Annotated in this window: 25 protein-coding genes and 1 pseudogene; 11 read left to right on the forward strand and 15 right to left on the reverse strand. The window is 72.1% G+C overall.

The genetic code is table 11. From position 1 onward, the window contains the following. Positions 1 to 29 precede the first annotated feature (29 nt). Entirely contained in the window at positions 30 to 1,367 is a 1,338-nt protein-coding gene (gene allB / locus R2S09_RS10375; RefSeq protein WP_306184115.1) for an allantoinase AllB, read from the reverse strand. Positions 1,368 to 1,655: 288 nt separating this feature from the next. On the opposite strand from allB, the gene R2S09_RS10380 reads away from it, so the two are divergent. After that, the gene (locus R2S09_RS10380; RefSeq protein ID WP_306184117.1) at positions 1,656 to 2,456 is read left to right on the forward strand and encodes an IclR family transcriptional regulator; all 801 of its coding nucleotides are present in this window, start codon (positions 1,656 to 1,658) and stop codon (positions 2,454 to 2,456) included. A 149-nt stretch (positions 2,457 to 2,605) separates the two neighbouring features. Here R2S09_RS10380 and R2S09_RS10385 read toward each other — a convergent pair whose 3' ends face one another. Next, positions 2,606 to 2,920, reverse strand: a complete 315-nt coding sequence (locus R2S09_RS10385) for a DUF5955 family protein (protein WP_306184119.1) — start codon at positions 2,918 to 2,920, stop codon at positions 2,606 to 2,608. 145 nt (positions 2,921 to 3,065) lie between these two features. Between R2S09_RS10385 and R2S09_RS10390 the strand changes: the two genes are divergently transcribed. Both R2S09_RS10390 and aceB read left to right on the forward strand, forming a co-directional pair. Next, positions 3,066 to 3,665 carry a nucleotidyltransferase family protein gene (locus tag R2S09_RS10390; protein WP_306184121.1) on the forward strand — a complete coding sequence of 200 codons (600 nt, stop codon included), beginning with the start codon at positions 3,066 to 3,068 and terminating at the stop codon, positions 3,663 to 3,665. A 222-nt stretch (positions 3,666 to 3,887) separates the two neighbouring features. Then, positions 3,888 to 5,513: a malate synthase A gene (gene aceB / locus R2S09_RS10395; protein ID WP_316740534.1), complete on the forward strand. Its 1,626-nt coding sequence runs from the start codon at positions 3,888 to 3,890 to the stop codon at positions 5,511 to 5,513. Between the two features lie 73 nt (positions 5,514 to 5,586). Here the strand turns inward: aceB and R2S09_RS10400 are convergent, their stop codons facing one another. Both R2S09_RS10400 and R2S09_RS10405 read right to left on the reverse strand, forming a co-directional pair. Continuing rightward, entirely contained in the window at positions 5,587 to 6,501 is a 915-nt protein-coding gene (locus R2S09_RS10400; protein WP_306184125.1) for a HipA family kinase, read from the reverse strand. Positions 6,502 to 6,516: 15 nt separating this feature from the next. Further along, the gene (locus tag R2S09_RS10405) at positions 6,517 to 8,046 is read right to left on the reverse strand and encodes an IucA/IucC family protein (protein WP_316740535.1); all 1,530 of its coding nucleotides are present in this window, start codon (positions 8,044 to 8,046) and stop codon (positions 6,517 to 6,519) included. 97 nt (positions 8,047 to 8,143) lie between these two features. On the opposite strand from R2S09_RS10405, the gene R2S09_RS10410 reads away from it, so the two are divergent. From R2S09_RS10410 to R2S09_RS10420, 3 genes are read left to right on the forward strand one after another with little or no spacing between them, the layout of a single operon-like run. Then, positions 8,144 to 9,676, forward strand: coding sequence for an IucA/IucC family protein (locus R2S09_RS10410; RefSeq protein WP_316740536.1), 1,533 nt, complete (start codon positions 8,144 to 8,146; stop codon positions 9,674 to 9,676). 9 nt (positions 9,677 to 9,685) lie between these two features. After that, positions 9,686 to 10,951, forward strand: a complete 1,266-nt coding sequence (locus R2S09_RS10415) for a VWA domain-containing protein (RefSeq protein WP_316740537.1) — start codon at positions 9,686 to 9,688, stop codon at positions 10,949 to 10,951. Then, on the forward strand, positions 10,951 to 11,751 hold the full coding sequence (locus tag R2S09_RS10420; protein ID WP_316740538.1) for a hypothetical protein: 801 nt from the start codon (positions 10,951 to 10,953) through the stop codon (positions 11,749 to 11,751). Before R2S09_RS10415 ends, R2S09_RS10420 begins: the two co-directional genes overlap by 1 nt. A 55-nt stretch (positions 11,752 to 11,806) precedes the next feature. Here the strand turns inward: R2S09_RS10420 and R2S09_RS10425 are convergent, their stop codons facing one another. Beyond that, positions 11,807 to 12,463: a winged helix-turn-helix transcriptional regulator gene (locus R2S09_RS10425; RefSeq protein ID WP_316740539.1), complete on the reverse strand. Its 657-nt coding sequence runs from the start codon at positions 12,461 to 12,463 to the stop codon at positions 11,807 to 11,809. 81 nt (positions 12,464 to 12,544) lie between these two features. Between R2S09_RS10425 and R2S09_RS10430 the strand changes: the two genes are divergently transcribed. Continuing rightward, positions 12,545 to 13,753, forward strand: coding sequence for a pyridoxal phosphate-dependent aminotransferase (locus R2S09_RS10430; RefSeq protein ID WP_316740540.1), 1,209 nt, complete (start codon positions 12,545 to 12,547; stop codon positions 13,751 to 13,753). Positions 13,754 to 13,835: 82 nt separating this feature from the next. Here R2S09_RS10430 and R2S09_RS10435 read toward each other — a convergent pair whose 3' ends face one another. Both R2S09_RS10435 and R2S09_RS40535 read right to left on the reverse strand, forming a co-directional pair. Then, positions 13,836 to 14,684, reverse strand: a complete 849-nt coding sequence (locus R2S09_RS10435; protein WP_316740541.1) for a tetratricopeptide repeat protein — start codon at positions 14,682 to 14,684, stop codon at positions 13,836 to 13,838. A gap of 118 nt (positions 14,685 to 14,802) precedes the next feature. Further along, the gene (locus R2S09_RS40535) at positions 14,803 to 14,943 is read right to left on the reverse strand and encodes a hypothetical protein (RefSeq protein ID WP_399143935.1); all 141 of its coding nucleotides are present in this window, start codon (positions 14,941 to 14,943) and stop codon (positions 14,803 to 14,805) included. Positions 14,944 to 15,040: 97 nt separating this feature from the next. On the opposite strand from R2S09_RS40535, the gene R2S09_RS10445 reads away from it, so the two are divergent. The 3 genes from R2S09_RS10445 (at position 15,041) to R2S09_RS10455 (ending at position 16,895) form a co-directional block, all read left to right on the forward strand. Further along, positions 15,041 to 15,649, forward strand: a complete 609-nt coding sequence (locus R2S09_RS10445) for a histidine phosphatase family protein (protein ID WP_306184139.1) — start codon at positions 15,041 to 15,043, stop codon at positions 15,647 to 15,649. 108 nt (positions 15,650 to 15,757) lie between these two features. Next, a complete protein-coding gene (locus tag R2S09_RS10450; protein WP_316740542.1) occupies positions 15,758 to 16,411 on the forward strand; it encodes a hypothetical protein in 654 nt (217 codons plus the stop codon). 61 nt (positions 16,412 to 16,472) lie between these two features. Then, positions 16,473 to 16,895, forward strand: coding sequence for a thioesterase family protein (locus R2S09_RS10455; RefSeq protein ID WP_306184142.1), 423 nt, complete (start codon positions 16,473 to 16,475; stop codon positions 16,893 to 16,895). 75 nt (positions 16,896 to 16,970) lie between these two features. Here the strand turns inward: R2S09_RS10455 and R2S09_RS10460 are convergent, their stop codons facing one another. The 8 genes and pseudogenes from R2S09_RS10460 to R2S09_RS10495 form a co-directional block, all read right to left on the reverse strand. Beyond that, the gene (locus R2S09_RS10460; protein WP_306184430.1) at positions 16,971 to 18,356 is read right to left on the reverse strand and encodes a nucleobase:cation symporter-2 family protein; all 1,386 of its coding nucleotides are present in this window, start codon (positions 18,354 to 18,356) and stop codon (positions 16,971 to 16,973) included. A gap of 322 nt (positions 18,357 to 18,678) precedes the next feature. Beyond that, positions 18,679 to 20,064, reverse strand: coding sequence for an 8-oxoguanine deaminase (locus tag R2S09_RS10465; RefSeq protein WP_316740543.1), 1,386 nt, complete (start codon positions 20,062 to 20,064; stop codon positions 18,679 to 18,681). A 78-nt stretch (positions 20,065 to 20,142) separates the two neighbouring features. Beyond that, a pseudogene (locus R2S09_RS10470) lies at positions 20,143 to 20,565 on the reverse strand (solute carrier family 23 protein); the annotation flags it as partial. Between the two features lie 169 nt (positions 20,566 to 20,734). Next, entirely contained in the window at positions 20,735 to 21,670 is a 936-nt protein-coding gene (pucL, locus tag R2S09_RS10475; protein WP_316740544.1) for a factor-independent urate hydroxylase, read from the reverse strand. A gap of 8 nt (positions 21,671 to 21,678) precedes the next feature. Further along, positions 21,679 to 22,080, reverse strand: a complete 402-nt coding sequence (gene uraH, locus R2S09_RS10480; protein WP_030180884.1) for a hydroxyisourate hydrolase — start codon at positions 22,078 to 22,080, stop codon at positions 21,679 to 21,681. A 34-nt stretch (positions 22,081 to 22,114) separates the two neighbouring features. Continuing rightward, complete coding sequence (gene uraD, locus R2S09_RS10485; RefSeq protein ID WP_316740545.1) at positions 22,115 to 22,624, reverse strand: 2-oxo-4-hydroxy-4-carboxy-5-ureidoimidazoline decarboxylase; 510 nt, start codon at positions 22,622 to 22,624, stop codon at positions 22,115 to 22,117. A 140-nt stretch (positions 22,625 to 22,764) separates the two neighbouring features. Further along, on the reverse strand, positions 22,765 to 23,127 hold the full coding sequence (locus R2S09_RS10490; RefSeq protein ID WP_306184148.1) for a helix-turn-helix domain-containing protein: 363 nt from the start codon (positions 23,125 to 23,127) through the stop codon (positions 22,765 to 22,767). Continuing rightward, positions 23,124 to 23,375, reverse strand: a complete 252-nt coding sequence (locus R2S09_RS10495; RefSeq protein WP_306184150.1) for a hypothetical protein — start codon at positions 23,373 to 23,375, stop codon at positions 23,124 to 23,126. The genes R2S09_RS10490 and R2S09_RS10495 overlap by 4 nt, the downstream gene beginning before the upstream one ends. A 169-nt stretch (positions 23,376 to 23,544) precedes the next feature. On the opposite strand from R2S09_RS10495, the gene R2S09_RS10500 reads away from it, so the two are divergent. Then, positions 23,545 to 24,402, forward strand: coding sequence for a TIM barrel protein (locus R2S09_RS10500; protein ID WP_306184151.1), 858 nt, complete (start codon positions 23,545 to 23,547; stop codon positions 24,400 to 24,402). Positions 24,403 to 24,432: the final 30 nt, after the last annotated feature.

Genomic DNA, 24,432 nt, shown 5'->3' on the forward strand with positions numbered 1-24,432 from the left:
GAGGCCCGGTCAAACCCGGTCAGGCCCGGTCAGGCCCGGCCGAGGAGGCGGCCCTTCGGCTCGGTGAACTCGCCGTCCGCCACGATCCGCTCGCCACGCAGCCAGGTGGACTTCACGACGCCGCTGAGGGTCCTGCCCGCGTACGCCGTGACGCGGTTGCGGTGCTGGAGGGCCGCCGGATCCACGGTGAACGTCTCCTCGGGCGCGAACACCGCGAAATCGGCGTCACGGCCGGGTGCGACGGCGCCCTTGCGGGCGTCGAGGCCGACCAGTCGCGCGGTCCGCTCCGACATCCAGCGCACCACGTCCTCCAGGCCGTGACCGCGCCTGCGCGCCTCGGTCCACACGGCGGACAGGCTCAGCTGCAGCGAGGAGATGCCGCCCCAGGCGGTGGCGAAGTCGTCGGTCTTCAGGTCGGCGGTGGAGGGCGAGTGGTCGGTGACCACGCAGTCGATGGTGCCGTCGGCCAGCGCCTGCCAGAGCAGGTCCTGGTTGGCGGCCTCGCGGATGGGCGGGCAGCACTTGAACTCGCTGGCCCCGTCCGGGACCTCCTCGGCGGTCAGGGTCAGGTAGTGCGGGCAGGTCTCGACCGTGATCCGCACGCCCTCCGCCCTGGCCTCGGCGATCAGCGGCAGGGCGTCGCCGGAGGACAGGTGCAGCACGTGGACGCGTGCGTTCAGCCGCCTGGCCTGCGCGATCAGGGCGGCGACGGCGGTGTCCTCGGCGTCGCGCGGACGGGAGGCGAGGAAGTCGGCGTACCTGGGGCCGCCGTGCTGCGGCGCGGCGTCCAGGTGGTGCGGGTCCTCGGCGTGCACGATCAGCAGGCCCCCGAAGCCGGATATCTCGGCGAGCGAGCCGGCCAGCTGGTCCTGGCTCAGATGCGGGAACTCGTCCACGCCCGAGGGGGACAGGAACGCCTTGAAGCCGAAGACGCCGGCGTCGTGCAGCGGGCGCAGGTCCTTGACGTTGCCGGGCAGGGCGCCGCCCCAGAAGCCGACGTCGATGTGCGCCTTGTCGCGGGCCACGTCCTGCTTGACGCGCAGGTTGTCCACCGTGGTGGTGGGGGGCAGGGAGTTGAGCGGCATGTCGATGAGGGTGGTGATGCCGCCGGCCGCCGCCGCTCGCGTGGCTGTCCAGAAGCCCTCCCACTCGGTGCGGCCGGGGTCGTTGACGTGCACATGGGTGTCGACCAGGCCGGGCAGCAGGGCGTCGTCGCCGAGGTCCTCCAGGCGGGCTCCGGCGGGCACGTCCGCGTCGTGGGGCAGTACGGCCGTGATGGTGCCGTCGGCGACCGCGACCGACGCGGCGCGCGTCCCCTCGGGCGTGATGACGCGCGTCGAGCGCAGCACCAGTTCAGCGTCGGACACCCGGACCCCTCTCTGCCACTGTGTGCTTCCGTGGAACGGAAACTGGATGTACGCGGATGGACGCCCACGTAACGCATTTCAACGTTCTGTTGAAGGAGTCTTCACTCCCGCCTTCACCCCGTCAAGGGGGCACACTGCTGAACAGCGGCTCACCGCGTTGCAGTCTGGACGTTTCCACAACGCGGAATTAGAATTCCGATAGACAGAACGTAGTTCCGTACAGGCAGGGAGTCAACCGTGCCCCGGGTAGGCTTTGGCCCTTCCTGCCCGCCTCGAAAGGAACGCGCCGTGCCGACGTCCAGCGCCAGCACCACCGACTCCGCCAAGTCCTCCGCCAGCGGTGGCGTCCAGTCCCTCGAGCGCGCCTTCGATCTGCTGGAGCGGATGGCCGACTCGGGCGGCGAGGTCGGTCTCAGTGAGCTCTCCGCGAGCAGCGGACTGCCGCTGCCCACCATCCACCGCCTGATGCGGACCCTCGTGGCCTGCGGATACGTCCGTCAGCAGCCGAACCGGCGGTATGCGCTCGGCCCCCGGCTGATCCGCCTGGGCGAGTCCGCCTCACGGCTGCTGGGCACCTGGGCCCGCCCCTATCTCGCCCGCCTGGTCGACGAGACCGGTGAGACGGCGAACATGGCCCTGCTGGACGGCGACGAGATCGTGTACGTGGCGCAGGTGCCGTCCAAGCACTCGATGCGCATGTTCACCGAGGTCGGCCGGCGCGTGCTGCCGCACTCCACGGGGGTCGGCAAGGCGCTGCTCGCCCACACCCCGGACGACGAGGTGCGCGCCCTGCTCTCCCGGACCGGCATGCCCGCCGCCACGGAGAAGACGATCACCACTCCGGACGGCTTCCTGGCGGCCCTGGAGGACGTACGCCGGCTCGGTTACGCGATGGACGACAACGAGCAGGAGATAGGGGTCCGCTGCATCGCGGTCACCATCCCGGACTCCCCCACGTCCGCGGCGATCTCCATCTCCGGTCCGGCGGGCCGGGTCACCGAGGCCGCGAAGGAGCGGATCGTCCCGGTGCTCCAGCAGGTGGCGAAGGAGCTCTCCCAGGCACTGGCCAGCTCGGGCCCGACGAGCTGAGCCGGCCGGGCGGCGGCCTGATCCACCCGGGGCCCAGGCCCGACCCGGGCGGCCCTGAAGCGTGCGGGCGCCGGCCGCCCACGCCGGCGGTGGAGCGCGCGGACGCGGCCGCGCCCGTGCCGTTGTGTACGTGTGTGCCGCGCGGGCCGTCAGCCGGGCGGCTGCTGCCCGAACAGGTCCACCGCGGCGCGGACCTCCGACAGGCCGCGGGCCAGGGCGCTGACCGAGCCGATCGATCCGGCGATCAGCAGCAGGGAGCGGCGCAGCCGCGGGAGCTCGGGGACGCCGTGGGCGGCCATCGCGGCAAGGGCGGCGAGTTCGTCCTCGGCTATCGCGCGGTCGGGGAACTCGACGGGGTGGGTGGCGAGTTCGCGGCGTAAGCGGGACACGGCGGCGCGCAGTTCCGCCACCCTGGGGTCCTCTCCGCTCCCGGTCACCGGCGTCTGTTCCAAGCTCCGCAACACAGTCCTCCCCCTCGCACTCCGTCGTGCGCAGTCCCCGGACCCGGGCCAGTAAACGCCACCCGGGGCGGGGTGCGCCAGCGCGCGGACCGAAATTCAGCCCCCCGTTCCCCGGCGCGGCCGACGGACCGTCAGGTATGCAGGACCCATGACACGTACAGATGACGAGGTCGCCGGGCTGGTGCTGGCCGCCGGCGGCGGGCGGCGGCTCGGCGGGCGGCCCAAGGCACTGCTGGTCCACCGGGGCCGGCCCCTGGTGGAGCACGCGGTCGCGGTCCTGCGCTCGGCCGGGTGCGCGCGCGTCCATGTCGTCCTCGGCGCCCGGGCGGACGACGTACGGCGGCAGGCCCGGCTCGACGGCTGTGTCCTGGTGGACAACGCGGACTGGGAGCAGGGCATGGGCTCCTCGCTGCGGGCCGGGCTGGAGTCGCTCTCCGGTACGGGCGCCCGGGCGGCGCTGGTCTCGCTCGTCGACCAGCCGGGGATCACGGCGGAGGCGGCGGCGCGGATCCTGGCCGCCTACCGGGACGAGACGTCGCTGGCCTCGGGTGCGTACGACGGTGTGCGCGGCCACCCCGTCCTGCTCGGCGCCGACCACTGGGCGGGCATCGCGGCGAGTGCCACCGGGGACCGGGGGGCACGCGCCTATCTGAAGGAGCACGCGGCCGCGATCACCCTCGTGGAGTGCGGGGACGTGGCGCGGCCGTACGACATCGACACCGAAGCGGACCTGGGCCACCTCGAGTGAGCGCCGTGGCACGGAGCGCCGCCTTGCCTCGACCAAGAGAATCTCGACATCAACAAACCATTGAACTTCCACTATGAGGAAACTAGTATCCACTGCTCAGAAGCGCCTGACGGGTCCGCAGGCGCCAAACGCCCCCTTTGGCCCGATTGGCATCCAGTGCCACGGCATGGTGGCGATGCACGTGGTTCGCTGAAGAAGCTCCCCCGAAGGAAGTGACAGCTGATGTCCGCTCCAGCGCCGTCCCCGCTGGCCATCGTCGACGCCGCGCCCCTGCCCCGGCAGGAAGAGGTCCTCTCCGACGCGGCGCTCGCCTTCGTGGCGGAGCTGCACCGGCGGTTCACGCCGCGACGCGACGAACTCCTCGCCCGCCGTGCCGAGCGCCGCGCCGAGATCGCCCGCACCTCCGCCCTCGACTTCCTCCCCGAGACGGCCGCGATCCGCGCGGACGACTCCTGGAGGGTCGCGCCGGCCCCGGCGGCCCTGAACGACCGCCGGGTCGAGATCACCGGCCCCACCGACCGCAAGATGACCATCAACGCGCTCAACTCGGGCGCGAAGGTCTGGCTCGCCGACTTCGAGGACGCCTCCGCCCCCACCTGGGAGAACGTCGTCCTCGGCCAGCTCAACCTGACCGACGCCTACACCCGGAACATCGACTTCACCGATCCCGCGTCGGGCAAGTCCTACGCCCTGCGGCCGGCCGAGGAGCTCGCCACGGTCGTCATGCGCCCGCGTGGCTGGCACCTGAACGAGCGCCACCTGGTCGACGCCGACGGCAAGCAGGTCCCCGGCGCCCTCGTCGACTTCGGCCTGTACCTCTTCCACAACGCCCAGCGCCTGCTGGACCTCGGCAAGGGCCCGTACTTCTACCTGCCGAAGACGGAGTCGCACCTGGAGGCCCGCCTCTGGAACGAGATCTTCGTCTTCGCCCAGAACCACGTCGGCATCCCGCAGGGCACGATCCGCGCCACCGTCCTGATCGAGACGATCACGGCCGCGTACGAGATGGAGGAGATCCTCTACGAACTGCGCGACCACGCCTCCGGGCTGAACGCCGGCCGCTGGGACTACCTGTTCTCCATCGTCAAGAACTTCCGTGACGGCGGGGAGAAGTTCGTCCTGCCGGACCGCAACGCGGTCACGATGACGGCCCCGTTCATGCGCGCGTACACCGAACTCCTGGTGCGCACCTGCCACAAGCGCGGCGCGCACGCGATCGGCGGCATGGCGGCCTTCATCCCCTCCCGCCGCGACGCCGAGGTCAACAAGGTGGCCTTCGAGAAGGTCCGCGCCGACAAGGACCGCGAGGCGAACGACGGCTTCGACGGCTCCTGGGTCGCCCACCCCGACCTGGTGCCGATCGCCATGGAGTCCTTCGACAAGGTGCTCGGCGACAAGCCGAACCAGAAGGACCGGCTGCGCGAGGACGTGAACGTCAAGGCCGAGGACCTCATCGCGATCGACTCGCTGGACGCCAAGCCCACCTACGGCGGCCTGGTCAACGCCGTCCAGGTCGGCATCCGCTACATCGAGGCCTGGCTGCGCGGCCTCGGCGCGGTCGCCATCTTCAACCTCATGGAGGACGCGGCCACCGCCGAGATCTCCCGCTCGCAGATCTGGCAGTGGATCAACGCCGGCGTCGAGTTCGAGAACGGCGAGAAGGCCACGCCCGAGCTGGCCCGCGAGGTCGCCGGCGAGGAACTGGCGAACATCCGCGCGGAGATCGGCGAGGAGGCCTTCACGGCCGGGCACTGGCAGCAGGCCCACGACCTGCTGCTGAAGGTCTCCCTCGACGAGGACTACGCCGACTTCCTGACGCTGCCGGCGTACGAGCAGCTCAAGGGCTGACCCCACCACCGCATCCGTGCGTGTGGCCCCGGCGACGTCCGGGGCCACACGGCCGTCCGGGGCTGCACGGCCGTCACCCCAGGTGGGCCGACCAGTCCTGTTCGGCGGGCGGTTTGCCGTGCAGGTCCGGGACCCGCTTGAGCCACTTCGGCCGGCCCTGCTGCGTCTTCGCCGCGCGCAGCGCCTCCTCGGCCGCCAGTTCCTCGCGGCTGGGGAAGTCGGTGGGCAGCCAGGCCGCCGAGACCGCCACCCGCGCGGCGAGATAGGCGACGTAGGCGGCCCTGGCCGCGCCCGGGCCGGCGAACCCCGGTTCGTCGGTGAGCCAGGCGTCCGGCACCTCCGCAAGGACCTCCTCCAGCAGCTCCCGCGTCACCCTGGGCGCCAGTTCGGCGTCGGCGGCGCGGACGTCCGGCGCGTAGTGGCCGAGGGCGTGGTGGCGGAAGTCGTACGCCTTCTCCGGCGCCGAGGTGTCCCAGCGGTGGTGGAAGACGAGGGCCGCGCCGTGGTCGATCAGCCACAGGCGCGGGGGTGCGACGCCGAGGGTGGGCCAGACCATGAGGTTCGAGCTGTGCACGGTCCGGTCCACGTTCACCGTCAGCGCGTCCAGCCAGACGATCCGTCCGGCCTCCAGCGGATCCACCGGGAAGGTCTTCGCCACCTCCGGGGTGAAGTCGCGCGCGCCCGGCAGATAGTCCATGCCGAGGTTGACGCCGTGGCTGGCGTCGAGCAGGTCGCGCACCTCCTGGTGCGGTTCGTGCGCGGCCAGCTCCGGGTCGAAGTGGACCAGGACCAGTTCGGGGAAGCGCAGTCCGAGGGCGCGTGCCAGCTCCCCCACGATCACCTCGGCGACCAGCGCCTTGCGGCCCTGCGCGGAGCCGGTGAACTTCACGACGTACGTGCCGAGGTCGTCGGCCTCGACGACTCCGGGCACGGAGCCGCCGGAGCGCAGCGGGGTCACGTATCGAACAGCGGTCACGTCGCGTAGCACACCGGCCAGGGTACGTCAGGCGCCCTGCCGACCGGTCCGGAACTCTGGACTGACCAGGGGATTGCTCACCGGCCGGTACCGGGCGTCGGCTCCGTCGGCGCCGGTCCAGCGCAGGAGCAGGTTCGTCTTGCCGGGCAGGGTCGGGGAAGTGAGCAGCGCGGAGGCTTCGGGCAGGTCGTGGCGGGCCAGTTCGCGGCGGACGGCCGGCCATGGATCGAGGGCCGGGTGGCGTTCCACCAGGGCGGCGGCGATCTCGCTGAGGTTGTTGACGAACAGGCAGTACACCAGCCGCTCCCAGCCGGCCGCCCGGGACACCTCCGGCAGCAGCTTCACGCCCTCGGCGTCCCTGAACAGCGCCTGCACGGGAAGGCCGCCGGCGTCCACCGCGACCAGCGAGTTCTGCAGATGGGCCTCCAGGACGACGCCGTGCCGGGCGAAGGCCGTCAGGGCCGGCGGGACGACCTGCCGCAGATACGCCGCCCACCACGCCGCCGGATCCACCGGGCCGTCCAGCGGGTTGCCGTGGAAGACCTCGGCCAGGGCGGCGGCGAGCAGCGGGGTCGCACCGGGCAGCAGATGCCCGCGCAGCCCGTCGCGGACGACCACGGCCAGTTCCTCGAAGGCGAAGCCGGCGGTGCGGTAGCCGCGGTCGCTCAGCCAGGCCGCCGGGCCGCCGAGGGCCGCGAAGGCCGCCGCGACGGCCGAGTCCGTGCGGCGCAGCTTCAGCAGGTCGTGCCGCCACAGCCGCCGTACGTCGTTGGTGATGCGCACGTCGAGGCTGAACTTCAGGAAGAGATCGGCGTCCGGGGCGCGCACGGTGCGGATGGCCGCCGTGGGCCAGACGTCGAAGGGGGTGGTGCCGAGCCGGATCAGCCGGCCGTCCGCGAAGGCCTCGGCGAGGTCGCGGCCCACCAGCTCCAGCTGCCACGGGTGGGCGGGCAGCAGCCGGTAGCCGGGCGGGGCCTGGCCGAGGGCGTCGAGCGCAGAGGTGTCTCCGTCCTCCACCACCGTGTCCGCCCGCACCCCGAGCAGCACCAGCGGAAAGCGGGCGTACGCCTCGGGCGCGTACGGCAGCCAGGAGGCGACCGGGGCGCCGCCGCGCGCCTTGGGCGCCGGGTGGTGGGGGTGCCCGGTGACGAGGGACTGCTCGGAGCGCAGGTACGCGTCGCCGGGCGGTGTCGCCCGGTCACGGGCGGCGAGCAGCGCCGCCACCGCCTCCCGGCTGTCGATCATCTCGGCGGGCAGTTCGTCGTTGGACAGGCCGGTGTGCCGGCGCAGCTCCTCGGCCACCAGTTTGACCAGTTCGGTGTGGTCCACGCGCCGCCAGCGGCCCGCCGCGTACACCTCCGGTTCCGCGGGGCGCCGCCCCTCGCGGACCCGCAGCAGCCGTCCCCCGCCCGGCAGCCGGTACACCCGCCGTCCCCCCTGGCCCGCGCACGGCTGTGCCACCTCGCGGATCAGGCAGTTCAGCAGGGGCGCGGACGCGTAGGCGTCGGCGCGCCGGCCGACGTCGTCGGTGGGGGGCATGGGCTCCACGGGTTCCATTCGTTCCCTACGTCCGCACGGTGCGAAGGTGATCAGTATGTCCGCCCGGCGCGCTAGCGTGGCGCCGGCGTCCGACCCGTACCCGAGGAGCCCGACCGTGCACCGTCTCCCGAGCGCCGAGGCCGAGATCGGCGAGGAGCTGGCCGTGGTGCGTCCCGACCTGGTCTCACGGTACGCGGGCGAGCTGAGCGGTGCGCGGGCCTCCGTGCTGACCCGGCTGTGGCGGGCGCTGGCGCACGAGCCGCTGCCGTGGGTGACGGACCGGGAGCGGGTACGGGACGGGCTGGTGCTGCGCCTCGCCGACGGCCGCGCGCTGCACGGGCCGCCGTCGGATCCGTACACCACGGCCGCCTACGTCACCGCCGTACGGCTCGGCGGCAGGTCCTACGCGGATCCGGCGCGCCTGATGACCGGCCTGGCCGTGCCGCACGGCGAGGCCCTCGCCGCCGAACTCCGGTACAGCGCCGCCTCGTTGGCTCTGTCGCGGGCCGATCAGCCGCTGGACCCCGAGGCCCCGCCGCCGGCTGGGACCGCGCCGGACTGGGTGTGGGAGCAGCGGGTGGTCGACGGTCATCCCTTCCACCCCAACTGCCGGTCCCGGCCGGGTTTCTCGGTGGCCGAGCAGCTGGCGTACGGCCCGGAGCACCGACCGCTGGTGGAGCTGTGCCTGCTGCCGGTCGCGGCGGAGGAGTGCCTGGTGACCGGGACGTGGCCGCGGGAGCTGCGGGACGGCGGGCGGCTGCTGGTCCCCGTGCATCCCTGGCAGGCGGAGCACGTGCTCAAGCGGCCCGGCGAGGGCGGCCGCCTCGCCGCGCACCCGCTGATGTCGCTGCGCACGCTGGCCCTGCCGGACGGGCCGCACGTCAAGACCGCGCTCTCCGCCCGTCTGACATCGTCGGTGCGGGACATCTCGGTCGGCTCGGTGGCCGCCTCGGCCGTCCTGTCGGCCTTCGCCGAGGACCTGGCCCCCCGCACGGAAGGCCTGCTGCACTTCACCCGCACCCTCGGCGCGGCCACCGCCCACTCCCCCGATCTGGCCGCCGTGTGGCGCGAGTCGCCGCGGACGTACACGGCACCCGGCGAGCAGGTGCTGCCGGTGGCGGTCCTGCCCGTCACCGGCCTTGCGGACTCCCCGTCCTGGCTGGCCGCCTTCGCACGGCTCGCGCTCACCGCCGGGCTGCGCCTGCTGGAGCTGGGGGTGGCCCTGGAGGCGCACGGCCAGAACCTGCTGGTGGTGCTGTCCGGTTCGGGCGCCCCGCTGCGACTGGTCTACCGGGACCTCGCCGACATCCGCGTCAGCCCCGCACGGCTGGCCCGGCACGGCATCGCGGTCCCGGAGCTGCCCGCCCGCAACCTCACCGACGACCCGATCGCCCTGCGCCGGAAGCTGTTCGGCTCCCTGGTGGCCGGCGCGCTGGCGGGGGCGGCGGGTTCGCGGACGGCCTTGCGGGCGGCCCTGGCAGCCGCCGTAAGTGACCTTCCGCGTACGGCGGATGTCCGGGCGCTGCGGGAGGAGCGGCTGCCCGCGAAGGCGTTGACGCTGATGCGGCTGTCACCCGGGACGCCGGGCGACCGGTGGACCACCCTGCCCAACCCGCTCGTTTTGGATCAGGGCGCCTCCGATCAATAAGATCCGCCGATGATCACAAGACAACGGCTGGCGGCAGGAGTCTGTGCTCTGCTCGCCGCCCTGACGGCCGGGATCGCCTTCCCCGCTGGCGCGGTCGCCGACGAACCGGACGGCCGGGCCGCCCCGAAGGTCGAACTCGTCCTGGACGTCAGCGGTTCCATGCGCACCCGGGACATCGACGGCGGAACGCGGATGGCCGCGGCGAAGCAGGCGTTCAACGAGGTGCTGGACGCCACGCCCGAGGAGGTCCAGCTGGGCATCCGCACCCTCGGCGCCAACTACCGCGGCAACGACCGGAAGACGGGCTGCAAGGACACCGCGCAGCTGTACCCGGTCGGCCCGCTGGACCGCACCGAGGCCAAGACAGCGGTGGCCACGCTGGCGCCGACCGGCTGGACCCCGATCGGACCCGCCCTGCAGAAGGCGGCGACCGACCTGGAGGGTGGCGACGGCACCCGCCGAATCGTCCTGATCAGCGACGGCGAGGACACCTGCCAGCCGCTGGACCCGTGCGAGGTGGCCCGCGAGATCGCGGCCAAGGGCATCGGGCTGACCATCGACACCCTCGGCCTGGTGCCGGACGCCAAGACCCGCGACCAGCTCAGCTGCATCGCGGACGCGACCGGCGGCACGTACACCTCCGTGCGGCACAAAGAGGAACTCTCCGACCGTGTCGGCCAGTTGGTCGACCGGGCGGCCGATCCGGTGGTGACACCGGTCGCCACCCAGGGCGCCGGGGACTGCGCCAAGGCACCGGCGCTCAAGTCCGGCCTGTACACCGACCGTGAGGAGTTCGGGCAGCAGCGCTGGTACCGGGTCGATGTCGACCCCGGCCAGGAGCTGCGGGCCTCGGTGAGCGTCGCCGACGACCGGACCGTGAACCCGGACTACGGGCTGCTGCTGCGGGCCGTGACGGTGCACGGCCGGGAGATCGTGCGCGGTGAGGCGGCCGGCACCGGCCGTACGGACGTGATATCGACCGGACTTCGCTACCCGAGGCCCGAGAGCGACGACGAGAACGCCCCGGCCGAGACGGTGTGCCTCCAGGTCACCAACTCCTTCTCGCCGGCCCCCGGTGTGAAGACCACGCCGGGTCTGCCGCTGGAACTGACCGTCGACGTGGTGGACGGTCCGGACAGGGCCGGTGACGTGGCGGCGTTCGGTCTGGGACGCGGCTGGTGGCTGCTCGGCGTACTGGTGCTGGTCGGCTTCCTGGCCGGGCTGCTGTGGGGCTGGCTGTCGCGCTGGCGGGTCGCGGTGTGGAGGACGAACTGATGCGTATCACTCGTGTGCTGGGCGCCACGCTGCTGGTGCTCGGGCTGGCCGCCGGGCCGGCCGCGGCCGACTCCTCGCCCTCCCCGAGTCCCTCCGACGACGGCAAGGCGCCCACCCGGGCGGGCACCTCCTTCCGTACGGCCACGGAGATCGAGCAGGGGCAGCAGGCCACCGCGAGCGGCTCCACCGGCGACTACCTCTACTGGTCGTTCCCGGCGGACACCGGGCAGCGCCCCACCGTCAAGGCGACGGTGAAGCTCCCCGAGACGCACGGCTCGCAGACCTGGCAGCTCGACGTGTACGACGGGCTGCGGCGCCGCCAGGCCTGCCAGTACGGCGCCCAGACCCGCACCGCCGCGCAGGACGCCCCCTCGGTCGAACTGGCCTGCGTGCTGCGCACGGTGCGCGGCTGGTCTGAGCCGTGGGCGAACGACCCGCTGCAGGGCACCTACTACATCCGGCTGACGGTGGTGAACCTCGGCGCGGCCGACCTCGGTCTGCCGGTGAACGCCGAAGTCCGTGTCGACTCCAAGAACATCGGCGGCGCGGCGGCGGTGGACGGCTCCCTGGCCGAACCGCTCGTCCCCGGGATCGCCGTCAAGTCCGCGGAGGACGACAAGGACGGTTCCAAGCCGGTGCTGTCCAGCTTCGGTTCGGACGACGGCTGGTCCTCCGGCTGGTGGTCCGACCGGTGGGTGTGGACCGGGATCGGTGCGATCCTGGCCGCGCTCGCGGGCATCGGCGGGTACACGCTGACCCGGGGGTCGGGCCGGCCCTCGCGGGTGCCGCCGGGAGCCTGACACTCCGTCAGCACCGATGTGCCGGAAGGCCCGTCCCCTCGGGGCGGGCCTTCTCTCATGCCTGCCGCAGGAATTTGGCCAGGGTGCCGTCCCCGGTGACGTCGACCCGGCCGCTGCGCACCGCGTCCGCCAGGCCCAGCTCGCCCCGGGCCACGGCCGTGCAGGACGCGGGATCCAGTGCCAGCACGGCGTCGGGCTCCGACGGGGCGGGTCCGTCGCCGTACACAGGGCCGTGCTCCGGCCGGACACCCTCGCCCGCGTACAGGTGGAAGACTCCTTCCTCCAGCCGCACTTCCACCATCCCCTCGCCCGCCCCCGCATCCCGCAGGGCCCGCAGCAGCGGCAGCGCGAACCAGTGGGCGCGCAGGGCGTCCGTCGGCCGCGGCTCGCCCAGCTCGGCCTGCCCCCACTCCCCCAGCGCCTGGAGGACCGGCAGCAAGGCCCGTCCGCGTGCGGTGAGTTCGTAGACGTAGGCGGCGCCCGGCGGCGGCAGCCGGCGCCGGCCTGCCAGCCCGTCCCGCTCCATGTCCTTCAGCCGTGAGGCCAGCATGTCCGTGCTGACGCCCGGCAGATCCGCGTGCAGGTCGGTGTAGCGCCGCGGTCCGGCCAGCAACTCCCGGACGATCAGCAGGGTCCAGCGATCGCCGACGAGGTCGAGCGCCCGGGCGGTGGAGCAGTACTGGTCATAGCTACGGCGAGTGCGGGGTGACATGCGACGCAGTCTAGACATGTTGTTGGACTTTCCAAGCTCCTACTTGGTAAAACCAAGCAACACCAGTTTCCGGAGGGGCGCATGGAGTTCCGGCAGTCGAGCAAGCTCAGCGAGGTCTGTTACGAGATCCGCGGTCCGGTGATCGAGCACGCCGACGCACTGGAGGAGGCGGGCCACAGCGTGCTGCGCCTGAACACGGGCAACCCCGCGCTGTTCGGCTTCGAGGCGCCGGAGGAGATCCTCCAGGACATGATCCGGATGCTGCCGAGGGCGCACGGCTACACGGACTCGCGCGGCATCCTGTCCGCCCGCCGGGCGGTCGCCCAGCGCTACCAGGAGCGGGGGCTGGAGGTCGGGGTCGACGACGTCTTCCTCGGCAACGGCGTCTCCGAACTGGTGTCGATGGCGGTGCAGGCGCTGGTGGAGGACGGCGACGAAATCCTCATCCCGGCCCCGGACTTCCCGCTGTGGACGGCGGTGATGACCCTCGCCGGAGGCAAGGCGGTCCACTACCTGTGCGACGAACAGTCCGACTGGTACCCGGACCTGGACGACATGGCCTCCAAGATCACGGACCGCACGAAGGCGGTGGTGATCATCAACCCGAACAACCCCACGGGCGCCGTCTACCCCAAGGAGGTCCTGGAGGGCATCCTCGATCTCGCCCGCCGGCACGGACTGATGGTCTTCGCCGACGAGATCTACGACCAGATCCTCTACGACGACGCCGTGCACCACTCGACCGCCGCGCTCGCCCCCGACCTGGTGGTCCTGACCTTCTGCGGCCTGTCGAAGACCTACCGCGTGGCGGGCTTCCGCTCGGGCTGGCTGGTGGTGACGGGCCCCAAGCAGCACGCCAGGGACTACCTGGAGGGCCTGACCATGCTGGCCTCCATGCGCCTGTGCGCCAACGCCCCCGCCCAGTACGCCATCCAGGCCGCGCTCGGCGGCCGCCAGTCCATCCGCGAACTGACCGCACCCGGCGGCCGCCTGCTCGAACAGCGCGATGTGGCCTGGGAGAAGCTGAACGAGATCCCCGGCGTGTCCTGCGTGAAGCCCAGGGGCGCCCTCTACGCCTTCGCCCGCCTGGACCCCCAGGTCCACAAGATCCACGACGACGAGAAATTCGTCCTGGACCTTCTCCTGCGCGAGAAGATCCAGGTCGTCCAGGGCACCGGCTTCAACTGGCCGTCCCCCGACCACTTCCGCATCCTCACCCTCCCGCACGCCGACGTACTGGAGACGGCGATCGGACGGATCGGACGGTTCCTGAGCGGGTACCGGCAGTAGGCGGGCCGGCGCCAGGCATACCGGCAGCAGGCGCACCGGCGGCAGGAGGCGCTACGCCGACACCCGGCCGGCCCTGGACCGATCAGCCCCGCGCGGCCTCCTCGGGCGGCGGCGACGGCGGGTCGTCGGCCGTGACGCGGGCCAGCAGTGCGCGGGCCTCCCGGATCCGGGGGTGGTCCGGGTACAGACTCCGCTCGCAGTCCTCCAGGGCCTCACGGGCCGCCGCCTCCGCCTCGCTCCTGCGTCCCAGACCGTGCAGGGCGACCGCGATGCCCATACCCAGGCGCCCGCTCAGGCTCCGGTCCCGGAGCGGGACGAACCGGCGCGCCTCCGTGAGCGCCTCCTGGTACCGCCCCTGTCCGTTCAGGCTGATCACCAGGCCGCAGTGCAGAGCGGCGAGCGTACCGCCCTCGGCCCGGGGCAGATTTCCCCGGGCGACGGCCTCGGCCTCCTCGTAACGGTCTTGTCCGCACAGGGCGTCGACCAGGTTGTCCAGCACGCACAACTCGGTGTGGGACACGGAGGTCAGATGCTTGATGCGGGTCAGGCCGCGCAGTGTGTCCAGCCCCTCGCTCTCCGCCTCGCTGTAGCGTCCCTGACTGTTGAGGACCAGCATGCGGTTGCTCCGGACCATCAGCAGCAGCGTCCGCCCGGACCCGGTGATCCCCTCCAGCTCTGCCGTGAGGGACTCGAGTTCGGCCAGCACCTGCGTCCCGCGTCCCTGGGCGCAGGCCGCTGCCGTGGCCAGGCCCCTGGCGTGCCACCCGACGGCCAGACCCCAGGCCCGCTTGCGCAGACGCCCCGCTCGCGCCTCGATTGCCCTGGCCCCGGCCTCCGCCTCCTCGTACTCGCCGTCCCTGTACAGCTGATGGAGACGCTCCAGGGCGGCCACCTCCCGCGAGCGGCCCCGTATCACGCGTGCGATCTTCACAGGCCGTGAGGTTACGCGAGGCCGCCTGCTCCCGGAATCCGCGGTTCGGGCCGCGGCGGTCCGATCGGCCGACGGGAATGATCGGGCGTGCGCCTCTGTTGCCTGACCCAGCGGATGATCAACGAACAGGGGGACCGGCATGGCGGTCGGCGTCCAGGGGACGGTGGCGGAAGGGTTCGAGGGCGTGCGGGAGGAGTTCGCAGCGTTCCTCGCCGGGGAGGCGCACGAGCCCGGCGCGCAGCTCGTGGCGTACCACCATGGCCTCGCCCGAGAACGGCCGTCTGGCCCAGTCCGTCCTGCGGGCCGCCGCGGCCCTGTGACATTTTTCTGACGTTGACCAGGAAGGGAGGGCGGACATGGGTGATCTCTTTCTCGTCCGGCACGGGGAGACCGAGTGGTCGCGGTCCGGGCGGCACACCGGGTGGACGGACGTGCCGCTGACCGAGCACGGCCGTGAGGAGGCGCGGCGGCTGGTGCCGCTCGTCCGGTCGCATCGGATCGGCGCGGCGTTCGTCAGCCCGTCGCAGCGGGCCCGGGAGACGGCCGAGCTGGTCGGGGTGCACGACGCGCGGGTGGACGCGGACCTGCGGGAGTGGGACTACGGCGGGTACGAGGGCATCACTACCGCGGAGATCCAGCGGACCCGGCCCGGCTGGTTCCTGTTCAGGGACGGGGTGGCGCCGGGACCGCCGGACCATCCCGGGGAGAGCGTGGAGCAGGTCGGGGAGCGGGCCGACCGGATGCTGGCGAAGGTCGACGCCGCGTTCGCCAACACCGAGGGGATCGTGCTGCTGGTGGCGCACGGCCACTTCCTGCGGGTGCTCACCGCGCGGCGGCTGGGGCTGCCGCCGTCGGCGGGGGCGCTGTTCCAGCTGGCCACGGGCACGGTGTGCCGCCTGGGCACGGAGCACGACCGGCCGGTGATCGCGGGCTGGAACCTCCGGGCGGCCGAGCCGTCCGTGTGACGGCGGGCGCGGGGGTGGTTGTCAGACCCGGGTCGTAGGCTTCGAGCGGGTGGAGGAGCCTTCGGAGGACGGTGGAGGAGCCGTCGGAGGACGGGGAGGGAGGACGCCGTGACACGACCGCCGACCGCCGCGCAGCGCCGGGTCATCGACGCCGCCGACCCCGTGACCGGGCGGGTCAGGGGCACCCAGGCCCAGCTGGCGGCCCTGATCGAGCGGGGCCTGGCCTTCCGTCATCCGCGCCCGCCGCACGACCACTTCCTGACGCCCGCGGGGCATCGGATACGGGAGGCGGGGCCGGAGGCGGACGCCGCCGGCCGTCCCGCCTCCGGGCCGGAGCGGGTGGCCTCACCCGGCGGTGTGTTCGCTGCCCGCGTCGGCGGCGAGGAGGACACGGCGGGGTACGAGGGGCCCTCGCGGGTGCGGGAGGTGCACAGCGCCTGGCAGGGGCTGCTGGAGCTGCGCCGGATGACCAATCCGGACGGGGCCACCGACCGGCCGTGCGGCTGGGAGCGTACGCATCTGGTGCGGTCCGCGGCGCTCGCCCTGGAGGCGGCCGGACATCCTCCGGCCGGCCCCGGCGGTGACGGCTACCGGGTGCGGGCGACGCCGCAGCCGGAGGCGGTCGCGGTGTACGGGCCGCCGGATCCCGGGGCGCTGCGGGACCTCGCGGCCACGCTGGAGCGGGCCGGGTGGCAGGCCGGGGAGTACACCGAGCCGCGGACCAGGACGCGGTATCTGCTGGCGTCCCCGCGCCGGGTGTGAGGTCCGTGCCAGGATCGACGGGCCGGAGTGTGCTGTGCGAGAGGGACGAGAAGGGGACGCAGTGAGCGAGCCGTTTTCCGTGCGGGTGACCGTCCGCGGATACGAGACCGATGTGCAGGGCCACCTCAACCAGGCCGTGTACCTCAACTACGCCGAGCACGCCCGCTGGTCGCTGCTGCGGGCGGCCGGGATCAGCCAGGCGGGCCTCATCGCCAGGGGCATCGGCCCGGTGGCGCTGGAGACGACCATCCGCTACCGGCGGGAGCTGCTCGCGGGCGACGAGGTCGACGTGACGTGTGCCTTCGAGTGGGGCGGGGGCAAGACGTTCCGGATCGAGCAGACGATACGCAAGCTCGACGGCACGGTGGCGGCCGAGATCACGGCGGTCGGCGGGCTGATGGACCTGACGGCACGCAAGCTGGTCGCCGACCCGCAGGAGCACTTCAAGGAACTCACCACGGATCCCGCGCTGTTCGGCCTGTGACCCGCCCAGGTCCTTCGCAACACGCCCTGGGGATACGGCGGCTCGGGTGCCGTACCCCCGGGGCGGTCGGGTGGGTCAGTGTGCCGGTGCCGTCTGCGCCGACTCCGCGATCTCCTGGCCCGCCTCCATCGGGTGGGTGACGTCCTCCGCGTCGCGGCCCTTGCCGATGTGGTTGAAGAGCAGGTTCAGCAGGACCGCCACGACGCAGCCGGTGGAGATGCCGGAGTCGAGGACGATCCGCGCCGTCTCGGGGAAGGCGTGGTAGAAGTCCGGCGTCGTGATCGGGATGATGCCGACGGCGAGCGAGACGGCCACGATCAGGACGTTGTTGTCCTTGTCGAGGCCGGCCCGCACCAGGGTCTGGATGCCGCTCGCGGCGACCGAGCCGAACAGGACCACACCCGCGCCGCCGAGCACCGGCCGCGGCACGACCGCGATGAGCGAGGCCGCCATCGGGCACAGGCCCATCAGGACCAGGAAGCCGCCGCCGACGGCGACCACGAAGCGGCTGCGGATGCGGGTCATGGCGACCAGGCCGATGTTCTGCGCGAAGGCACTGCACATGAAGCCGTTGAACAGCGGGCTGATGGCGGAGCCGAGGGTGTCGGCGCGCAGACCCGCCTTGATCGTCTCCTCGCCGGAGGGACGCTCGACGATCTCGCCGAGGGCCAGCATGTCGGCGGTGGACTCGGTCATCGAGACCACCATGACCACGCACATCGACAGGATCGCGGCGATCTGGAACTGGGGTGCGCCGAAGTGGAACGGGGTGGGGAAGCCGACCACGTCGGCGTCCGTGACCGGGGCGAAGTCCGTGACGCCGAACGGTATCGCGATCACCGTGCCGGCGACCAGGCCGATCAGGACGGCGATCTGCTTGACGAAGCCCTGGGTGAAGCGGCGCAGCAGCAGGACGAGGAGGAGGGTGATGCCGGCCAGGGTGAGGTATTTCGCCGAGCCGTAGTCGTGCGCGGCGGGATTGGGCCCCTGGGCCCAGCCGAAGGAGACCGGCAGCAGCGAGACGCCGATCAGGGTGATCACGGATCCGGTGACGACCGGCGGGAAGAAGCGGACCGCCTTGCAGAAGACCGGCGCCGCGAGGAAGCCGAGGAGGCCGGCGACGATGACCGCGCCGAAGATGACCGGCAGGGCGTCGGACTTGTCCTTGGTGGAGGCGACGATCGCCGTCATCGGCGCGACACCGGCGAAGGTGACGCCGTTGACGAAGGGCAGCCGGGCGCCGATCTTCCAGATGCCGAGGGTCTGCAGGAAGGTGGCGAGGCCCGCGGTGAACAGGCAGGCGCCGGTGAGGAAGGTCAGTTCGGTGCCGGACAGCCCTACGGCCGCGCCGACGATCAGGGGTGGGGCGACCACTCCCGCGTACATGGCGGCCACGTGCTGCAGGCCGCTGGTCGCCATTTTCAGGGCGGGAAGCTTCTCGTCGACGGGGTGGGGGGACACGGCCGGGGGTCGTGTCTCCTCGCGGGATGTGGGGTGAGCGGCCACGGCTGCTCCTCCGGTCGGTTAACACGTCGGCTGACGTGGGTGTCAGGGAGGTGGTGCGTGTGGTCGTGCGGGACCGGGGACGGGTCCTGGGAAGGACCCGCGGGGGGTGGCGAACGGAGACCGTTCCGGGGCGCGCGTCCCCGCGCGCCCCGGATCCGGCCGCCGTGGACCCCGCTCGGGTCCACGGCTACCGGCCGGGAGCCGTCCCTCCCGGCCGGAGCTCTTCGACTGCTCAGAGCCTGTGTCGCTTCCCCGGCCGGGGAAGCGACACAGGCTCTCAGCCCTGCGCCGCGATCCGCGCGAGCCGCTGCGCCTCCTCGCGGGTGGAGCGGGCGATCGCGTCCTCGTCCACGGTGAGCAGGCGGTTGTCCTCGACGATCTGCCGGCCGTTCACGAAGGAGGCCGTGACCGGGGCGGCCGCGCCGAAGACCAGCGCGGTCACCGGGTCGGCGATCGAGGCGTGGGCGAGGGTGTCCAGCTTCCACAGCACCAGGTCGGCGAGCTTGCCGGGCTCCAGGGAGCCGATCTGCCCGGCGCGGCCGAGGACCTCGGCGCCGCCGTAGGTGCCCAGGCGCAGCGCCTGGCGCGCGGTGAGGGCGGCCTCGCGGTGCGGGCCCAGGCGGTTGATGAGCAGCGCGTTGCGCAGCTCGGTGTGGAGTTCGCCGGACTCGTTGGAGGCGGTGCCGTCGACGCCGAGGCCGACCGGCACGCCCGCCTTCAGCATGTCGGGGACCCGGGCGATGCCCGCCGCGAGGCGGGCGTTGGAGGACGGACAGTGGGCCACACCCGTCCTGGTGCGGGCGAAGGCCTCGATGTCGGAGTCGGTCATGTGGACGCAGTGCGCCATCCACACGTCCTCGCCCAGCCAGCCGGTGGACTCGAAGTAGTCGGTCGGGCCCATCCCGAACAGCTCGTGGCAGAACTTCTCCTCCTCCACGGTCTCCGAGCCGTGGGTGTGCAGCCGTACGCCGAGCCCGCGAGCCAGCTCGGCGCCCTGGCGGAGCAGTTCGGTGGAGACGGAGAACGGGGAGCAGGGGGCCACCGCCACCTGGGTCATGGCGTCGAAGGAGGCGTCGTGGTGCTTCCTGACGGTCTCCTCGGTGGCGGCGAGCGCACCGTCCAGCGTCTCGACGGCGAAGTCCGGCGGCAAGCCGCCGTCCTTCTCGCTGCGGTCCATCGAGCCGCGGGCCAGCGTGAACCGGACGCCCGTCTCGGCGGCGGCCCTGATGATCGCGCCGGACAGGTCGCCGGAGCCGTGCGGGTGGACGTAGTGGTGGTCCATGGCGGCGGTGACTCCGCCGCGGGCCATCATGCCGAGGGATCCCTGCGCCGCCGAGTAGCACATCTGCTCGTCGATGCGCGCCCACGTCGGGTACAGCGCCACCAGCCAGTTGAACAGGTTGTGGTCGGTGGCCAGGCCCCGGGTGATCCACTGGTAGAAGTGGTGGTGGGTGTTGACCAGACCGGGCGTGGCCAGGTGGCCGCTCGCGTCGATGCGGCGTACGACGTTCTCCAGGTCCGCGGGGGCCCGGCCGGCACCGACCGACTCGATCCGGTTGCCGGCGATGACGACGTGCCCGGAGGCGTACTCGGTGTCGCCCGCGTCCACGGTCGCGATCGCGCAGTTCTCGATGACGATGCGCTGGGCTGCCGATGATGCCATGGCGCTTCCTCTTGTCTTTCGGTGGCGGACCCGTGAACAAGGGGGACGGGGTGTCCACGGGGAGGGCACGGCAGGACCCTAGGAGGATTTGAGTGCCGGAGCCGTGCGGCTCCGGGTGCCGAGATGGTGGAAGAACAGGTTGAGCAGGACCGCGACGAGCGCGCCGGCGCTGATGCCGGAGCCGAGGACGGTCTGCGCCCGGGCCGGGAACTCGGCGTGGAAGGCCGGCGCGGCCAGCGGGATGATGCCGGCGCCGAGCGCCGCGGCCACCAGGATGATGTCGGAGCTGTCGTCCAGCCCGGCCTCGGAGAGCGTACGGATGCCGCTGACCGCGATCGAGCCGAACAGCACGATGCCCGCGCCGCCGAGGACCGGCATGGGGACCAGGGAGACGACCGCGCCCAGCACCGGGAAGGCACCGAGGACCAGCAGGGCGCCCCCGGCGACTGCGACGACGCAGCGGCTGCGCACCCGGGTCAGCGAGACGACGCCGACGTTCTGGTGGAGCTTCTCGTCCACCGGGTGCACGGACATGACGGCGTCCTCGGTGTGCACCGGCGGGGTGGAACCCGGGGCTTTGGCGGGCCCCGTTGCAGGCTGTGCCATTTCGTTCCCTCCGGTGTGGCGCGTCACCGGCCCGGGTGGCGGGGCCGGTGGCACGCGTCCCGCGTCAGAGGTTGGTCATGTCGACCGGGATGAGCTGCTCGGCGCCGTCCCGCAGGATGGTGGCCTCGATCAGGCCGTAGGGGCGGTCGGCGGCGAAGTAGACCGCGCCGTCCTTGGCGTCGTTGTCGATCCCGAAGGGCGACAGGTCCGAGCGGAAGTGGTGCTTGTTGGGCATCGAGAAGCGGATCTCGTCCACCTCGTCACGCGAGTTCAGCACCCGCACACCCATCTCGAACAGGGTCTGCTGGAGCGAGTACGAGTAGGTCTCGGCGAACGCCTGCAGCGCGTGCTTGCGCACCCCGTTGTAGGAGCGGTCCCAGTCCGGGGCGTGCGAGTCGATGCCGTCCCAGTTGTGCCGCCACCAGGTGGAGACGGTGGTGGCGAGGATGCGGTCGTGGTCCTCCTGGAGGGTGGTGTACTTGTCCTTCAGGAAGCCCCAGAACTCGGAGTTGGTCGTGTTCAGGACGGTCAGGTCCTTGAAGCCGGAGAGCACCTGGACGCCGTGGCCGTCGTAGGTGATCTGCGCGACGCGGGTCTCCTGGCCCTTGCGGACGAAGGAGTGGGCGATCTCGTCCGCGCCGACGAAGCGGGCGCCGGACTGCGAGGTCTCGATCCGCTCCCAGGCGTACTCCTCGACGCGGATGCGGGCCCGGTGGATGGGCTCGTTGTCGTCCACGAAGTGACGGGCGAGCTTGACGCCGAAGTCCTCGGCGCTCTGGATGCCGTACTCCTTGGCGAAGGCGTACACCGTGTTCTTGGTGGTGTCGGTCGGCAGGACGTTGGCGTTGGAACCGCTGCGGTGGACCTCCTCCATGTCGCCGGAGAGGGCGACGGAGACGTTCAGGTCCTTGATGTGGTGCGTGTCGCCGTCACGCGTGATCTTGACAACGCGGTTCTCGGACTTTCCGTACTGGTTCTGTCCCAGGACGAAGCGGGTCATGGTGTCGGTCAGCTCCCTCGGTAAACGGAGTAGCCGAACGGGTTGAGCAGCAGCGGAACGTGGTAGTGCTCACCGGGCACCACCGCGAAGGCGATGGTGACCTCGGGGAAGAACACCGGCCGGCCGTTCTCGCTGTCCCGTAGCGCGGGGGCGTCCTGCTGGGCCGCGGCTTGTTTCTTGGCGAAGTACGGCTCGACCTCGAAGTGGAGCCGTACGTGGGTGGTCCCCTCCGGCAGGGCCGGGAGGTCCTTGCACCGCCCGTCCGCGTCGGTCGCGGAGCCGCCGAGCGCCTGCCAGTCCGCGTCCCTGCCGCTGCGGGCGGAGAGGTGGACGGCGACGCCCTCGGCGGGGCGGCCCACGCTGGTGTCCAGGATGTGCGTGGACACGGAGGCGGTGGTCTCGGTGCTCATGGTTTCCTCTTCGGGCGTCTTCGAGCCGTGGGGCTCAGGCGTCGTCGAGCAGTCGGGCGAGCCGGATACGGTTGATCTTGCCCAGCTCGACGCGGACGATCTCCCGCTCCTGCTCCGGCGGGTTGCCGATCCGCTCCAGAGCCGCGTCCCGCATCTGCTCGCCGGTCCTGCCGGTGGCGCAGATGAGGAAGACATGGCCGAACTTCTCCTGGTAGGCCAGGTTCAGTTCGAGCATCTCCGCCCTGAGGTCCTCGGAGGCGCCGGCCATGCCGCTCTGTTCGCGGGCCGAGGCCGGGTCCCCGGGCTTGGGGCGGCCGATCGGCGGGTGGCCGGCCATCGCCTCCTCCAGGTCGGCCGTGGTCAGCTCGGCCATGGCGGCGTCACTGGCGGCGTAGAGGTCCTCGGGTCCGGCGCAGGGGCGGGCGGCGAGCAGCCGCTCCGCCCACGCCGTGGAGGCGCACGCCTCCAGGAGCGCGGCGCGGGCCGCGTCCTTGGGGAGGGCGTTGAAACGGGCGAGGCCCGACGGCGTGGAACTCGTAGTCACGGGAGCCTCCGTGGCCGCGAACGGCCTGTGTGCTGAACGGGCTGCGGATAGCTAACGCCCTCCGAAACGACACGTCAACACTTTGTTGAAAATTCTGGGTAAACCCAGGAGCCCCCGGGGACGGCACCGCTGCGGGCGGCTCAGGCCCCCTTCTCCCGGTTGAGGTAGTTGTAAACGGTGAAGCGGCTGACGCCCAGCGCGCCCGCCACGGTCTCCACCCCGTGCCGCACGGAGAAGGCGCCACGCGCCTCGAGGACCCGTACGACCTCCTGCTTGGCCTTGCGGTCCAGGTCCGCGAGCGGCATGCCCCGGCGCCGCTCCATGGCGGCCAGGATGTGGTCGAGGGAGTCGGCGAGCTGCGGCAGGCGCACGGCGACGGCGTCCATGCCCTCCCAGGCGAGCACGACGTCGTCGGGACCGGCCTCGTCGGGCGGGAGCAGCTCGCCGCCGATCGCGTCGACCAGCGGTTTCACGGCCGCGATGAAGGGCTCCTCCCCGGTCACCGCCCGTCCTCCCCGATCACGTTGACCTGGAGCGAGATCCGGGTGGCGCCGGCCTTCAGGGTCTTGCGCAGCAGCGCGTCCACGGCCGTCAGCACGGCGTCGGCGCCCCCTTCCGCGGTGTTGCCGAACGGGCCGACGTCCACGGCGTCCAGCTCGGCGGCCTCGACGACCTCGCGCGCCACCACCGCGTGCGCGGGCGCCTCGTCCAGGTCGAAGGGTTCGGTCGTGAACTCCACTCTCAATCGCACGCGCTCAACCTAACGCGCGGGGCCGGATTCCGGGCGGCCTCGGCCGGCCCGGAGCCCGCCGGCCACCGCCCCCTCTTGACAAGCCGCGACGCCCGACGGCAGTCTTCCATTACGCAGAAATAAACTTCCGTAATACGGAATACGAGAAACGGAAGGGAGCGCGGCCCTGATGCCGGCTTTTGAATCGAGCACAGCCGCAGACCAGCGCTTCAACGTGAACCTGTCGATCCTCTTCACGGAACTCCCGCTCCTGGAGCGCCCCGCGGCCGCCGCCGCGGCCGGCTTCACCGCGGTCGAGCTGTGGTGGCCCTGGATCGACACGCCCACCCCCGAGCGGTCCGAGCTCGGCGCCCTGAAGAAGGCGATCGAGGACGCGGGCGTCCGGCTCACGGGCCTGAACTTCTACGCCGGACGGCTGCCCGGCCCCGACCGCGGCGCCCTGTCCGTCCCCGGTGAGGAGTCGGAGAGGTTCCGCGCCAACATCGACGTGGCCGCCGACTTCGCCCGGTCCCTTGGCTGCACGGCGCTCAACGCGCTGTACGGCAACCGTGTGGAGGGGGTCGACCCGGCCGAGCAGGACGCGCTGGCCCTGGAGAACCTGGTGCTCGCGGCCCGCGCCGCCGACCGGATCGGCGCGATCCTGCTGATCGAGGCGCTGAACCAGCCCGAGTCGCCGCTGTACCCCCTGGTCAGCGCGCCGGCCGCGATCGGCGTCGTGGACAAGGTCAACCAGGCGACCGGCCTCGGGAACGCGAAGTTCCTCATGGACCTGTACCACCTGTCCATGAACGGCGAGGACCTGCCGTCGGTGATCGAGCGGTACGCCGCGAAGACCGGCCACGTGCAGATCGCCGACAACCCCGGCCGCGGCGCCCCCGGGACGGGTTCACTCCCGCTGGAGGAGCTGCTCGGCCTGCTGCGGAAGGCCGGTTACGACGGCTGGGTCGGCCTGGAGTACAAGCCGGGCGACCGCCCGAGCGCGGAGGCCTTCGAGTGGCTGCCGCGCGAAGCACGCGCGGCGCGCTGAACACCCCTGACTTGCACGGCAGCTGAGAGA

The organism is Streptomyces sp. MK7, assembly GCF_032658145.1.
In the GTDB taxonomy this organism is placed as follows: domain Bacteria; phylum Actinomycetota; class Actinomycetes; order Streptomycetales; family Streptomycetaceae; genus Streptomyces; species Streptomyces spiralis.

Bases quoted from the DNA above. Each gene is read 5' to 3' on its own strand.
- R2S09_RS10390 (WP_306184121.1), top strand. From the start codon at position 3,066: ATGACACGTACAGATGACGAGGTCGCCGGGCTGGTGCTGGCCGCCGGC.
- R2S09_RS40535 (WP_399143935.1), bottom strand. From the start codon at position 14,943: ATGGTGGTACGCCACGAGCTGCGCGCCGGGCTCGTGCGCCTCCCCGGC.
- R2S09_RS10415 (WP_316740537.1), top strand. From the start codon at position 9,686: ATGATCACAAGACAACGGCTGGCGGCAGGAGTCTGTGCTCTGCTCGCC.
- R2S09_RS10445 (WP_306184139.1), top strand. From the start codon at position 15,041: ATGGGTGATCTCTTTCTCGTCCGGCACGGGGAGACCGAGTGGTCGCGG.
- R2S09_RS10500 (WP_306184151.1), top strand. From the start codon at position 23,545: ATGCCGGCTTTTGAATCGAGCACAGCCGCAGACCAGCGCTTCAACGTG.
- pucL (WP_316740544.1), bottom strand. From the start codon at position 21,670: ATGACCCGCTTCGTCCTGGGACAGAACCAGTACGGAAAGTCCGAGAAC.
- aceB (WP_316740534.1), top strand. From the start codon at position 3,888: ATGTCCGCTCCAGCGCCGTCCCCGCTGGCCATCGTCGACGCCGCGCCC.
- R2S09_RS10430 (WP_316740540.1), top strand. From the start codon at position 12,545: ATGGAGTTCCGGCAGTCGAGCAAGCTCAGCGAGGTCTGTTACGAGATC.
- R2S09_RS10425 (WP_316740539.1), bottom strand. From the start codon at position 12,463: ATGTCACCCCGCACTCGCCGTAGCTATGACCAGTACTGCTCCACCGCC.
- R2S09_RS10405 (WP_316740535.1), bottom strand. From the start codon at position 8,046: ATGGAACCCGTGGAGCCCATGCCCCCCACCGACGACGTCGGCCGGCGC.
- R2S09_RS10420 (WP_316740538.1), top strand. From the start codon at position 10,951: ATGCGTATCACTCGTGTGCTGGGCGCCACGCTGCTGGTGCTCGGGCTG.
- R2S09_RS10465 (WP_316740543.1), bottom strand. From the start codon at position 20,064: ATGGCATCATCGGCAGCCCAGCGCATCGTCATCGAGAACTGCGCGATC.
- uraH (WP_030180884.1), bottom strand. From the start codon at position 22,080: ATGAGCACCGAGACCACCGCCTCCGTGTCCACGCACATCCTGGACACC.